This is a genomic window from Actinomycetes bacterium, from assembly GCA_035506535.1.
In the GTDB taxonomy this organism is placed as follows: domain Bacteria; phylum Actinomycetota; class Actinomycetes; order DATJPE01; family DATJPE01; genus DATJPE01.
On record DATJPE010000036.1, the window covers coordinates 15,079 to 28,970 of the forward strand.

General features: G+C 75.9%; 8 protein-coding genes. 6 read left to right on the forward strand and 2 right to left on the reverse strand.

Translation table 11 applies throughout. The features are described 5' to 3' along the window. The first annotated feature begins 47 nt into the window (after positions 1-47). From VMI11_06110 to VMI11_06120, 3 genes are read left to right on the forward strand one after another with little or no spacing between them, the layout of a single operon-like run. Entirely contained in the window at positions 48-4,127 is a 4,080-nt protein-coding gene (locus tag VMI11_06110; GenBank protein ID HTY71984.1) for a SpoIID/LytB domain-containing protein, read from the forward strand. A gap of 34 nt (positions 4,128-4,161) precedes the next feature. Beyond that, positions 4,162-5,229, forward strand: coding sequence for an NDP-sugar synthase (locus VMI11_06115; GenBank protein HTY71985.1), 1,068 nt, complete (start codon positions 4,162-4,164; stop codon positions 5,227-5,229). 2 nt (positions 5,230-5,231) lie between these two features. Further along, complete coding sequence (locus VMI11_06120; GenBank protein ID HTY71986.1) at positions 5,232-6,182, forward strand: DNA-3-methyladenine glycosylase 2 family protein; 951 nt, start codon at positions 5,232-5,234, stop codon at positions 6,180-6,182. 26 nt (positions 6,183-6,208) lie between these two features. Here the strand turns inward: VMI11_06120 and VMI11_06125 are convergent, their stop codons facing one another. Next, positions 6,209-7,498: a coenzyme F420-0:L-glutamate ligase gene (locus VMI11_06125; protein HTY71987.1), complete on the reverse strand. Its 1,290-nt coding sequence runs from the start codon at positions 7,496-7,498 to the stop codon at positions 6,209-6,211. Further along, positions 7,495-8,484: a 2-phospho-L-lactate transferase gene (cofD, locus tag VMI11_06130; protein ID HTY71988.1), complete on the reverse strand. Its 990-nt coding sequence runs from the start codon at positions 8,482-8,484 to the stop codon at positions 7,495-7,497. The genes VMI11_06125 and cofD overlap by 4 nt, the downstream gene beginning before the upstream one ends. A 355-nt stretch (positions 8,485-8,839) precedes the next feature. On the opposite strand from cofD, the gene VMI11_06135 reads away from it, so the two are divergent. From VMI11_06135 to VMI11_06145, 3 genes are all read left to right on the forward strand, one after another. Beyond that, entirely contained in the window at positions 8,840-9,058 is a 219-nt protein-coding gene (locus VMI11_06135) for a WhiB family transcriptional regulator (GenBank protein ID HTY71989.1), read from the forward strand. Between the two features lie 61 nt (positions 9,059-9,119). Continuing rightward, positions 9,120-12,413, forward strand: coding sequence for a glycosyltransferase family 2 protein (locus VMI11_06140; protein ID HTY71990.1), 3,294 nt, complete (start codon positions 9,120-9,122; stop codon positions 12,411-12,413). Next, complete coding sequence (locus VMI11_06145) at positions 12,410-13,891, forward strand: DUF5719 family protein (protein HTY71991.1); 1,482 nt, start codon at positions 12,410-12,412, stop codon at positions 13,889-13,891. Before VMI11_06140 ends, VMI11_06145 begins: the two co-directional genes overlap by 4 nt. Position 13,892: the final 1 nt, after the last annotated feature.

Genomic DNA, 13,892 nt, shown 5'->3' on the forward strand with positions numbered 1-13,892 from the left:
GCCACCCGCCGGGCCGACGCCCACGCCGGAAAGGGAGCCGTTCCCCCGTGCCCCCCGTACTGCGCCAGCTCACCTCCGCACTCGTGCTCACTCTGCTCGCGACGGTCGCCGTCGTGGCCCTGCCGACGGTGACCGCCTCAGCCGCCGACCCGCACCCGGTCGCCCCCAGGATCCACACCATCGCCCTCGTCGGGGTGGACGCCACCGCGCTGAGCGCGGCGCGGCGTGCCCCCGCCGCGGTCGCGGACTCGACGGCGGCGTGGACCCGCGACTCCGAGGAGGCACCGGCGGTGCTCACCGGCCAGCTGCGGACCCCGGCGTTCAGCGCCGTCGGTGTGACCTGGCGAAGGCCGGCCGGCGCGGCACCGGACCTGCGGGTCGCCGTGCGCACCTTCGACGGGTCGTGGCAGCCGTGGACCACGCTGGAGGCGGACGCCGACGTGCCGTCCGCGTCAGGAAACGGCCGGGCCGGGACCGACCCCTACTTCGCCGGTCCCTCGACCGGCGTCCAGGTCCGCGTCGACCTCGTGAGCGGGCGCCTGCCCGCCGACCTCCGGGTGGACCTCATCGACCCGGGGACGTCGGCCGCCGACGCGCACCTGGACGCGACCGCGCCGTCGACGGCCGCGGCCGCCACGTCCATGCCGCAGATCGTCACGCGGGCCCAGTGGGGGGCCGATGAGTCGCTGCGCAGCGGCTCCCCGGTCTACGACAGCACGGTGAAGATGGCCTTCATCCACCACACGGCGTCCTCGAACTCCTACACGAAGGCGCAGGCCCCGGCGGCGGTCCGCTCGATCTACGCCTACGACACCGAGGGCCTCGGCTGGTCCGACATCGCCTACAACGTCATCGTCGACAAGTACGGCCAGATCTTCGAGGGGCGCGCCGGCGGCCTGGCCCGGGCGGTCCGCTCGGCGGCCACCGGTGGCTTCAACCCCTCCACGTTCTCGGTGTCGGCGCTGGGCACGTACACCTCGGTCGCCCCCAGCGCCGCGATGCTGCGCAGCATGGAGCGGATCCTCGCCTGGAAGCTGGGGCTCTACCACGTCGACCCGCAGGGCAAGGTCACCCTCGTCGCCTCGAGCGGCGCGGGGACCACCTCCCGGTTCCCCGACGGCACCGCGCACACCTTCAACGCCATCTCCGGGCATCGAGACGCCGGTCTGACGCAGTGCCCGGGCAACATGCTCTACGCCAAGCTGCCGGCGATCCGGTCTGCGGTCGCCAAGATGATGGGGGCGGCGATCCTGTCCCCGCACATGTCCGGATACGTCCTCGCGAAGGGTTCGGCGAAGCCGGTCACCCTCACGGCGAAGGCGTTGGCGGCCCAGCACTGGCAGCTGCAGGTCGCGAACCCGGCCGGGCACCCGGTCCGGACGATCACCGGAACGGCAGCGGCGGGCGGTGCGATCAGCGCGGCCTGGGACGGTACGGCCACCGACGGCGAGCGGGTCCCCGCCGGGGTCTACTCGCTCAGCCTGACGAGCTGGACCTCTGACGCCGCGGCGGTCCCGTTCCTGGCCAAGGTGGCCGTCGACCCCGACCCCGACACCTTCGAGCCGGGCGTGGACGGCTCGACCGTCAAGCTGCAGGGGCTCGGGTACGGCCACGGGCGGGGGATGTCCCAGTTCGGCGCCGCCGGCGCGGCGATCAAGGGCCTGACGGCAGCCCAGATCCTGGCCTTCTACTACCCGGGGACCACCCTGGAGACCGCGCCGAGCACCACTCGGGTGCGCGTCGACCTGCTCGGCCGGGTGCGCAGGGTCGCCGGGGCTCCCGACGTGCGCGTCAAGGCCAGCCCCGGGCTGTTCGTCTCGGACGCCACCAGGGTGGCCGCGCTGCCCTCGAAGCTCGGCGGCGCGAAGGTCACCGTCTGGCGGGCACGCCTGAACTCCCACGGTCACCTCGACCTCTACGGGGTGCATGGGAGCACGTCCACCCCGCTCAAGGGATGGACCGGGCTGAGCGGTGCGCTGCGCTTCACGTCCACGCCCGGGAAGGCGTTCACCGCGCCGCCGGGCGCGCCCTCGACCAGCCGGGTCTCGGTGTACGACACGGCCGGCAGGCTGCGGACCTACCGGGGGACCATCGAGGCCACTCCCGACGCCTCGGGCACCTCCCTGGCCGCGGTCTCCGACGTCCGCCTCGACGACTACGTGCGCTCGGTCGTCTCCGCCGAGCTGCCCGGTGGCTGGGAGCCGGCGGCCTACCAGGCGCAGGCGGTCGCCGCGCGCAGCTACGCCCTCTACAAGAGCCAGCACGCTCCGGCGTCCGCCCGGTGGGACCTGGTCGACAGCACCGCGGACCAGGTCTACGGCGGGTACTCGGGAGAGACCTCCCCCGAGGCGGCGGGCTCGACCGCGACCGCCGGTGAGTACCTCGCCTACCGGGGGAAGGCAGCCTTCGCGCAGTACTCCTCCGCCGACGGCGGCTGGACCGAGGCGGGCAGCCAGCCCTACCTGGTCGCCAAGGCCGACCCCTACGACGCGGTCCTCACCGGCAGCGCCAACTGGGGCCACTCGTGGTCGGGGAGCGTGCGCGCCTCCTCGGTCCAGGCCGCCTGGCCCTCCGTCGGCGCCCTGACGTCGGTCACCGCCTCGGCCCGCGACGGGCACGGGAGCTGGGGCGGTCGGGTCACGCAGGTGACGGTCGTCGGCCGCAAGGGCCAGGTGACGGTCTCCGGAGTGGCCTTCCGCACCGCACTCGGCCTGCGCAGCGACTGGTGGCGCGTCGTGCCGACGCCGGCGCAGCCGCCGTACCCGCAGGTGTCGTCGCCGGTGACGCCGGTACCACCGTCGACCCGCTCGGTGTCGACGGTGCCGACCGCGGTCACCGTGGTGCCGCGGGACCGCAGCGCGCTGCTGAGGTGGGCCCCCCCGGCGAGCTCCGGCAACTCCGCGATCACCGAGTACCAGGTCAGGCTCAACCCGGGCGCCCGGTCCTACCGTGCCGGGCCGACGGCCCGCTCGCTCGTGCTGCCAGCGCTGATCAACGGGTCGACGTACACGGTCACCATCGGGGCTCGCAACGCCCTCGGCCTCTCGGCGACGGTGACCGTGCGCGTCACACCAGGCTCGGCCTGGTCGACGTACGTGCCACTGCCCACACCGACCCTGGCGACCGTCCGGCTGAAGCCCGGCGTGGCGACCCAGGTGCGCGTGAGCGGCACCCAGGGCATCCCCAGCACGCTGGTGGGCTCTGTCTGGCTCCTCGTGTCGACCGGCCGGGCGGCAGCGGCCAGCACGGTGACGCTCGCCCCGTCGGGGCAGGCGGCGGTCGCACCGATCCTGGACCTCGCGCCGGGTTCCTCGGGGGTCGCGTCGACGGTCGTCGCGCCGGGCCGCAACGGGTCGGTGACGCTGGTCTCGCCCCGCGCGCTCAACGTCAGGGTGCGGGCCCTCGGGTACGCCACGCAGGCGGGGGCGGTCGGGCAGCGGCTGGTCACCCTCACCCCCACACCGGTCCGGGGCGGTACGGCTAGCGCCGCCTCGCCGCTCTCGCTCCCCGTCGCCTCCGCGGGCGTCCCGTCGAGCGCGACAGGGGTCCTGCTCGCCCTCACCGCCCGCGCCTCGGCGAGCACCACGCTGCAGGTCGCCGGTTCGGCCGGCGGGCCGTTCGTCCCCCGTCTCGTGCTGCCGGCGGGAGCGACGCAGTCAGCGACGGTGTTCGCGCCGCTGACCGGCGGGGCCGCCGAGGTGGCGGCCGGCGGGTCGGCCACCGTGTCCGCGGTGGTGCTGGGCTACTACCTGCCCGACGACGGTCGCCAGGCGCTGGGTCGCTTCCGCTCCCTCGCGCAACCGGTCCGCGTCGTCGACACCACGGGAGGCTCCGGGCTGGTCGCAGGGAAGGTCCGGCACCTGTCCCTGCTCGGACAGGGGGGACTGCCGGTGAATCGTGTGCGCGCCCTCCTGCTGCAGGTCGACGTCCTGACGCCGACGAGCGTCGGCTTCCTGAGCGTCGGCGGGCACGGCGACAAGGCCACTCGCGTGCTCGCCTACCAGGCCGGCCACGACGCCCGCACCCTGGTCGTGGTCCGACCGGGGACCGGCGACCTGGTGGACCTGATCGCCTCCCGGGGGCGCGCCGACGTGGCGGTCGAGGCGCTCGGCTGGTGGGCCGGATAGGGCCGCTCGTCGGCCCGGCCCCTACCCTCGGGGCATGGAGGCCGTCCTGCTCGTCGGGGGGCTCGGGACGCGGCTGCGGCCGCTGACCCTGCGCTGCCCGAAACCGATGCTGCCCGTCGCCGGGGTCCCGTTCGTGGCCCACCAGCTCGCGCTGGCGGCCGAGGCGGGCGTGACCCGGGTCGTGCTCGCGACGGCGTACCGGCCGGAGGTGTTCGCTCGGCTCGGTGACGGTTCGGCGTGGGGCGTCGAGCTCGTCCTCGTCACCGAGGAGGAGCCGCTCGGGACCGGGGGAGCCATCGCGAACGCGGGCACCCGCCTCGAGAGCGGGGCCGAGGACCCCGTGGTGATCCTCAACGGCGACGTGCTGTCCGGCCATGACCTGCGCGCCCAGCTGCGGATGCACCGGGACGTCGGTGCCGACGTCACGCTGCACCTCGTCGAGGTCGAGGACGCGCGCCCGTTCGGGTCGGTGCCGACGGACGCGACGGGCCGGGTCACCGCCTTCCTCGAGAAGTCCGAGAACCCGCCGACCAACCGGATCAACGCCGGCTGCTACGTGTTCCGTCGGTCCGTCGTGGCCGCCATCCCTTCGGGCCGGGTCGTCTCGGTCGAGCGGGAGACCTTCCCCGGGCTGCTGGCCGGCGGAGCCGTGGTGCAGGGCTACGTCGAGACGGCGTACTGGCTCGACCTCGGCACGCCGGCCGCCCTCGTCCGCGGCTCCTGCGACGTCGTCCGCGGCGTCCTGCACTCACCGGCCCGGCCAGGCCCGGCCGGTGAGTCGCTGGTGCTGGAGGGTGCGCGCGTCGCGCCCGGCGCGAGGATCACCGGCGGGAGCGTCGTCGGTCCCGGCGCCGTCGTCGAGGGCGACGCGATTGTCGACGGCTGCGTCGTCGCCTCCGGTGCCGTCGTGCGGTCGGGTGTGCGCGCCTGTCGGTCCGTCGTCGGGGTCGACGCGGTGGTCGGCGAGCGGACGCGGCTCGAGGACGCGGTCGTCGGTGACGGGGCCTTCGTCGGGGCCGACTGCGAGCTGGTCGCCGGTGCACGGGTCTGGGCCGACGTCCACCTGCCGGACAAGGCCGTCCGCGTCTCCAGCGACGCCTGAGCGTGGGTGCCGCGACGCTCGAGGGACTCTCCCGCACCTGGTCGCCGGGACGTCCGGTCGACCTTGCCGCCACGCTGGGTCCGCTGCGGCGCGGGAGCGGCGACCCGACGTTCCGGGTGGCGAGCGACGGGCTCTGGCGGGCCGTCCGGACACCCGACGGCCCCGGAACCCAACGCCTCGCCGTGCTGGCCGACGCGGTGTCGGCCACGGCCTGGGGTCCGGGTGCCCGGTGGCTGCTCGACACCCTGCCCCGCCTGCTCGGCGCCGACGACGACATCGCCGACTGGGAGGCCCGCGTGCGGGCCGACGACGCGCACCCGCTGATCCGCCGGACCTGGCGCTCCCGCCCCGGCTGGCGGGTGCCGCGCAGCGGGCGGGTGTGGGAGTCCCTCGTCCCGGCGATCCTCGAGCAGAAGGTCACCGGGCTGGAGGCGCGCCACGCGTTCCGCCGCCTGGTCCTGCGCTTCGGCACCCCCGCACCCGGGCCGGCGGGGGTACTTCCCGCCGCGCTCACGGTCCCTCCCGACCCGCGTACGTGGGGCCTGATCCCCTCCTGGGAGTGGCACCGGGCCAGGGTCGGCCCGGAGCGCTCCCGGACGGTGGTCGCGGCGGCGGCGCGGGCGGCCGCCCTCGAGCGGACCCTCGCCCTGCCGCACGTCGAGGCGGAGCGGGCGCTGCGCTCGCTGCCCGGCGTGGGGGTCTGGACCGCGGCGGAGGTGCGCCAGCGGGCGTACGGCGACCCGGACGCGGTGTCCCTCGGGGACGCCCACCTCGCCCAGCAGGTCGTCTACGCGCTCACCGGCGAGATGGACGGGGACGACGCCCGCCTGCTGGAGCTGCTGCAGCCGTACGCCGGGCACCGCTACCGCGTGGTGCGGATGGTCGAGCTGTCCGGGGTGTCCCGCCCCCGCCGTGGCCCGCGCTACGCCCCGCTCGACCACCGCGGGCGCTGAGGCGCGACCGCCTCGGGCACCCCTCCCTAGCGCAGCAGGGTGAACGGCTCGGGGTCGGGGGCTGGCCGCTCGGCGGGGGGTTCGGCGGGGCGGCCCACCGCGACCGCGCCCATCGGATCCCACGCCGGGTCGAGGTCGAGCACCTCGCGGACCACGTCGCGGCAGAACATCGTGCTGGACACCCAGGCCGACCCCAGCCCCTCGGCCGAGAGCGTCACGAGGAGGTTCTCGACGCCCGCTCCCATGGCCGCGACGAACAGCTCCCGCTCGGCCTGGGCGCGCCGTGGGTCGGGATAGGGGTGGAGGCGTTCCGGGACGAGGCAGGGGATGACGAGGTACGGCGCCCGGCGCAGGACCTCGCCACGCCTGAGCCGTCGCCCGACCTGCTCCTCGGTGAAGCCGTCAGCGCGCAGGTCGAGCGCCCACTGCTCCGCCATCGCGTCGAACAACCGTTGCCGCGTCGAGGAATTCTCGACCAGCACGAACCGCCAGGGCTGCGTGTGGTGAGGCGCCGGGGCGGTCACCGCGGCGGCCACCGCGCGCAGCACGTCGGCGCGGTCCACCGGCTCGTCGGTGAAGAAGCGGACGGTGCGTCGGGCCAGCAGGGTCTCCCGGTGGCCGTACCTGAACATGTCCTCCGCCGGCGGCCGCACGTACGCCGCCGCGCCCGGGCCGTCGGGTGCGCCGACCACCCCCGGCAGGCCGCGCACGACGGCGGCCGGGATGCCGGCGAGCTTGCCCTTGACCAGCTCGGCCGCGGCCGCGACCTCGTCGGCCAGCGCGGTCACGGTGACCCCGAGCTCGTGGCCGAAGGCGTCGCGCATCCCACGATGGTCGGCCAGGGGTGCCAGTCCGGCGACGCCGACGGCGACGTCGGTGAGGCCGTAGCGCCACGGCCGGCCGAAGGTGTCCGACACGACGACGGCGACATCGACGCCAGGGCTGTCGCGCAGCGCGGCGCGCACCCGGCGGGCGGAGGCGTCGGGGTCCTCCGGGAGAAGCACGACGCTGCCCTCGGGGGTGTTGCTCGCGTCGACCCCGGCGGCGGCGAGCACGAAGCCGTGCCTGGTCTCGACGATGCGCGTGTCTCCCCTTCGCGCGAGGACGCGAACGGTCTCCTCGTCGATCGCCGACTCCCGGTCCGGGCGCAGCCGTCCCTCGGCCTTGCCGACGACCTTGCTCGTCAAGACGAGCACGTCCCCGTCGCGCAGGTCCGAGAAGGCGGCCGAGACGAGCGCGGCCAGGTCGTCCCCCGGCCCGACCTCCGGCAGACCCAGGACGGGCAGGACGGTCAGCTCGACCGCCGGAGTCGTCACGTCGCCACCTCCGGGGCCAGCTCCAGGGCCAGGTCGAAGGCGGCCCGGGCGAGGGCTCGGGTGGCCTCCGCAGAGCTCATGAGCAGTGGCCGCGCCCGCAGCGTGATGCTCGGCGCCACGACGGTGCCGGCGTCCTGCTCGGCCACCAGCCAGCCGTCGAGGAACGGCTCGTACAGCCGGGCCACCACCTCCGCCGACGTCGGCAGGCCGAGGGCCGCCAGGCAGGCGTCGGCCATGCCGTGCACCGGGGCGGTCCCGATGATCGGGGACACGCCCACGACCGGCGCGGGCGCGCCGAGGAGGGCATCGCGCACCCCCGGCACGGCGACGACCGGACCGATGGAGACGACCGGGTTCGACGGCGGCAGCAGGATGACCTGGGCGCGCTCGATCGCCTCCAGCACCCCGGGAGCCGGCCGGGCGTCCTCGATCCCGACGGGCGCGATGGCCGAGGCGGGCTCGGCGGCGCGCAGGCGTACCCACCACTCCTGGAAGTGCACGGCCCGCCGATCCTCGCCGGAGCCGATCGTCACGTGCGTCTCGACCCGGTCGTCGCTCATGGGCAGGAGGCGGACGCCCGGTTGCCACCGGCTGCACAGGGCCTCAGTGACCGCCGACAGCGGGTAGCCCTGGTCGAGCATCCGGGTCCGCACGATGTGGGTGGCCAGGTCCCGGTCGCCCAGCCCGAACCACTGCGGCTCGGCCCCGTAGGCGGCGAGCTCCTCCTTGACCACGAAGCTCTCCGACCCCCGCCCCCAGCCGCGGTCCTCGTCGATGCCCCCGCCGAGGGTGTACATGACGCTGTCGAGGTCCGGGCAGACCCGCAGCCCGAACAGCGTGATGTCGTCGGCGGTGTTGACCACGACGGTGATCTCGGCCGGGTCGGGCCCCTGCGGGCCGTACGTCGGATCGGCCGCGAGGTCGTCGCGCAGGCCGCGCAGGAAGCGGGCGCCGCCGACTCCGCCCGCCAGCGCCGTGATCCGCACCCGGTCATGCTGTCAGGCGCGGAAAGCGCTCGGAATGGCGCACCTGTGGATATCCCGCTGGACATCCGTCCAGGGGAACCCGCACTTGACGCGCGTCCGTCGACGCGCATGTAATTCCACTCATGTCGTTTCGGGCCTCGGTCCTCCTGCCCGTTCCTGGGGCGCGGACCTGGGCCCGGGGACCTGGGTCGAGGAGGGTCGCGCGATGAGCGTGGTCGAGCTGATGATCTCCCCGCGGAGCCGGTCGATCGCCGGGACGTCCGAGGACGCTGCCCCGGAGGAGGAGGCGGCGCTCGACGGCAGGGTCGCCTACCTCGGGCCCGAGGAGCTCGGCGCGGTCGAACCCGACGAGGGCGTGCTCGGCTGGCAGGAGCGGGCGCTGTGCGCGCAGACCGACCCGGAGGCGTTCTTCCCCGAAAAGGGCGGCTCCACGCGCGAGGCCAAGAAGGTCTGCCTCTCGTGCGAGGTCCGGGCGCAGTGCCTGGAGTACGCGCTCGCGCACGACGAGCGGTTCGGCATCTGGGGCGGCCTGTCGGAGCGGGAACGCCGCCGGCTCAAGAAGCAGGCGGTCTGAGCCACCTCGCGTAGGGTGGGCCGCCGCCGGAGCGACCGGCCGCGAGCCCCCACCACGTGACGTGACCCAGATCCCCCAGAACACCGCGAGCGCGCCGGCGTCGGACTCCCTCGACCCGCTCGTCCCGGGCGCGCTCCTCGACGACGAGGTCCTCGAGGACCTCCGTCGAGCGGAGCGGCTGGAGGCGCAGCGCCTGGAGGGCCGGCTCACCCGCCACGACGTGACGGCGGTCCTGGTCAGCCACAACGGCGCGCGCTGGCTGCCGTACGTGCTCACCGCCCTGGCCGATCTCACGCTGGCGCCCCAGCGGGTGGTCGCGGTCGACACCGGGTCCACCGACGCCAGCCGCCGCCTCCTCGCCGACTCACTGACCGAGGCGGGGCTCATCGACGCCGGCCCGTCGACGCCGTTCGGGGCCGCGGTCGGCGAGGCCGTCCTTGCCTACGCCGGCGCGCCGGGGCTGCCCAGCCCCGAGGTCGACGCCCCGCGCGTCGGGTGGGTCTGGGTGCTCCACGACGACTGCGCTCCCGAGGCCGACGCGCTGCGGCACCTGCTGCTCGTCGCCGAGCGCAATCCGCGGGCCGGGGTGATCGGGCCCAAGGTCAGGGGGTGGCACGAGGGCCGGCGACTGCTCGAGCTCGGGGTCAGCGTGGGGCGGGGTGGCCGCCGGGAGACCTGGCTCGAGCGCGACGAGACCGACCAGGGCCAGCACGACCACCGCCGCGAGGTCCTGGCGGCGGGTTCGGCGGGGATGCTCGTGAGACGAGACGTCTGGGACGAGCTCGGCGGCTTCGACCCGGCCTTCCCCATGTTCCGCGAGGACGTGGACCTATGCTGGCGGGCCTGGCGGGCCGGCCACGAGGTCGTCGTCGCGCCGGACGCCGTGGTCCACCACGTGGAGGCGGCGGCCCGCGGTCGCCGGCACGGCGAGGCGAGCTTCGCGGAGCGGCCGCACCGGGCCGACCGGCGCTCGGCCCTCCTGCTCCTCCTGGGGAACCTGCCCGGGCGGCTGCTGCCCTGGACCTACCTGAGGCTCTTCCTCGGGTCCCTGCTGCGTGCCCTCGGCCTCGTCCTCGCCAAGGCGCCCGGCGAGGGGCTCGACGAGCTCGTCGCGATGGCGGCCGTCCTGGCCCGCCCGGACCGGGTCGTGCGGGTGCGGTCGCGGCGCAGAGGCTTGCGCGCCCGTCCCTGGGCGGAGATCAGGCCCCTGCTCGCACCGACCGGCCTGCATGTCCGCCAGGGGGTGGAGGCCGCCTTCGGCCTGCTGAGCCTTGGCGGCACTGCGGGCTCCGGCAGCGCCTTGGAGACCGGCCCCTCGGCGGACGGCGAGGAGCTGGTCGAGGCCGGGTCGGGTCCCTCCGCGCTGCGCCGCCTGTTCTCCCGCACCGGGACCTGGCTCGCCCTCGGCCTGCTGGCGGTCACTCTGGCTGCCGAACGCCGCCTGCTCACCGGCGGCGCGCTCCAGGGCGGCGCCCTGCTCCCGTCACCCGCCCGCGCCGCCGAGCTGTGGACGCGCTACGAGCAGGCCTGGCACGAGGTCGGTGTGGGGTCCTCGACGGCAGCGCCGCCGTACCTGGCCGTCCTGGTCGCCCCGTCCTGGTTGGTGTTCGGCCACGTCGGCTTCACCGTCTCGGTGCTGCTGCTCCTCGCGGTCCCGCTGGCGGGGCTGAGCGGGTACGTCCTCGCGAAGCGGCTCACCCAGCGTCGGCTGGTCGCCGTCTGGGCGGCGGCGACGTACGCGCTGCTGCCCCCGCTGACCGCCGCCGTCGCCGCCGGCCGGCTCGGGACGGCCGTGCTGGGCTGGCTGCTGCCCCTCCTGGTGCTCTCGGTGCTGGCAGCCCTGCGCGGCGGCAGCCGCTGGCCCCGCACCTGGGCCGCTGTGCTGCTGCTGACCGTGGGCGCAGCCTTCGTGCCGCTGCTGTGGGTCGCGAGCCTGCTGATCGCGGTAGCGGTGCTGCTCGTGGGCGCGATGCGGCGTGGCGTGCGCTCCCTCTGGCGTGGCCGGGCGGCGACCTCCCGGCTGCTCGTCTTGGTGCTCGTGCCACCGCTGCTGCTGCTGCCCTGGTCGGCGACCCTGGCGGCCCACCCGACGCGGCTGTTCCTGGAGGCGGGAGCACCCTCCCCCGGCACGGTCGACCCGACCCTGCCCGCCTGGGCCCTCGACCTGGTCCAGCCGGGAGGGCCGGTCGCGGGGCCGCGATGGCTGTTCGCCGCGCTGGTGCTCGCCGCGCTCGCCTCCCTGCTTCGGCCCGACCGGCGGCGCCCGGTCGTGCTGGCCTGGGGGGTGGCCCTGGTCGGCCTCGGGCTGGCCGTGGCGGCCCTCGTCGTGCGGGCCCACGACGCCGACGGCGCCGCGACGGTGATCCCCTGGCCCGGGGGCGCGACGCTCATCCTCGGCGGCGGACTGGTGGCGGCAGCCGTCGTCGGTGGCGATGGCCTGCGGGAACGGCTCGCGGCGCGCACCTTCGGCTGGCGGCAACCACTCACGGTGCTCCTGGCCCTGGCGGCCGTGCTGACGACCCTGGCCGCAGGGGTGGCCTGGGTCTCGCGTGGGGCCGGCGACCCCCTCACCCGCGGGCCTGCCGAGCTGCTGCCCCCGTACGTCTCGGCTACCAACGCCGGCCCGCGGCACCCGACCGCTCTCGTCCTCGAGGCCGGAGCCGATGGGCAGGTGGCGTACTTCCTCGAGCGCGCCGAGGGCCCCCGGCTGGCCGACGCGGAGCTGGCCCCCTCGGCCGGCGCAGCGGGCGGACTCGACGAGCTCGTCTCCTCTCTCGCCGCGGGCGTGGAGAACAACGACTCGTCCCAGCGGCTGCTCCGCTACGGCGTCGCGTCGATCGTGGTGCTGCGCCCCATGCCGGCGACGGTGGTCACCGCGCTGGACGAGACGCCGGGACTGGAGCGGCTGGCGTCCACCCACCACGCCGCGGTGTGGCGGGTCGCGGGACAGGCAGGGCGCGCGCTCCTGGTCACCCCCGGCGCTCCCGCGTCGAGCCTGCTGCTGAGCACGTCGACGCCGGAGGGACTCACGGCGAGCGTGCCCGACGGCCCCGCCGGTCGGTCCGTCGTGCTCGTGGAGGCGGCGGACCCCCACTGGCGGGCCACCCTGGACGGGGTGGCGCTGCGGCCCGTCGACGCGGGGTGGGCCCAGGGCTTCGCGCTCCCCGAGGGCGGCGGGAGCCTCGTCGTCGGCTACGACGCCTCCTCGAGGAACCGGGCGCTGGTGCTCCAGGGCCTCGGCGTCCTCGTCGTGCTCGTGCTGGCCTTGCCGGCGCGGCGGCGGCGCGAGGAGCCCGACGACGACCTGCCCCCGGAGCCGCTGCACGCGGCGCGACCCACCGGGGTGGCCCCGTGAGCCCCCGTGGCCGGGGCCTCGCCCTGCTGGGCGGCGCGGTGGCCCTCGCGACGGCGATGACGGCCTACGGCGCCACCGCGCGGCCGGCCCCGCCGACACCGGCGACGCCCACGACGGTCCCGGTGGCCGCCTCCGTTCGGGTCTGCCCGACGACTCCGCCCGTGACCGCCCCGGTGTCGGTGACCCACCTCGCCGCGGCGACGCTGCCTCGCCCCCTCCTTCCGGCGCCGGTGTCGGCGGGCACGGCGGTCCTGACCCCGCTGTCCGGGTCCCGGAAGCCGTTGGTGGCCCTCGACGCCCCCGGGGCTCAGGGCAGCGTCGCGTCCACCGCCCACGCCGGGGTGAGCGTGCCGTCGGTGCTGCGCGCCCAGGGGTCCCTCGCCCCCGGCGCGGCGGTCAGCCAGGTGCGCTACGTGCGCACCGGCCCGCAGCGCAGCCTCACCGGGGAGCTGTGCCCCGCTCCGACCGGCAACGCCTGGTTCGTCGGGGGCTCGGGTGCGACGGGCCGGCTCACCACCCTCGAGCTGGACAACCCCGACGCGACGCCAGCGGTCGCGGACGTCCTGGTGTACGGCGAGCACGGCGAGGTGCCGGCCCCCGCCGGTCGCGGCGTCACCGTGGCGCCGCACGGGCACACGACGCTGCGGGTCGACATCCTCGCGCCCGGCCTGGCCCGGGTGGCGCTGCACGTCATGGTCCGCGCCGGGCGGCTGGCCATGACCGTCACGGACGCCCAGACGGCGGGCCTGCTCCCGCGCGGGGCCGATGTCGTCCCGCAGACGGCGGGCCCGGCGCGTCGGCTCGTGATCGCCGGTGTGCCCTCAGGCCTGCGGGGCAGCCGCAGCCTGGAGATCCTGGCGCCGGGGGACCAGGACGCCCTCGTCCGCGTGCAGGTGATCACGCGCCAGGGCCGGTTCACCCCCGACGAGCTGGCCGCCCTCGACGTCCCCGCGCACACGCTCACCCAGGCCCAGCTGATCTCCCAGGTCGGCAACGGCTCGGCCGGGCTGCTCATCACCTCCGACGTCCCCGTCGTGGCGGCGGTCCGCAACGTGCTGGGCGCGAAGGGGGCCGCGCCCGACGTGACGTACTCGGTGGCCTCGCGCGCCCTCAGCGGGCCGGTCCTCTCGCCGGGCATGTACAGCGGCCGGCGCTGGGTGAGCCGGCTGTTCCTCACGGCTGCGTCGACGACCGGGGCGGTGCGGGTGACGCTGCTGCGCCCGGACGGGACGAGCCGGGCCACGACCGTCTCGGTCACGGGCGGGACCTCCCTCGAGCTCGTCCTCGGCGGCGCCGACCAGTTCGCCGCGACGGTGGCCCCCGTCGCCGGCACGGGGCCGGTCCAGGCCGCGGCCTGGCTGGAGTACGACGACCCGCTCGGCCAGGTGGCCACCCAGTGGCCGCTGGTCTCCAGTCCGCTCACGGACACCCTCCCCCCGGTGAGCCAGGATCCCGCCGTCGGCGTGCCGGACGGCTGAT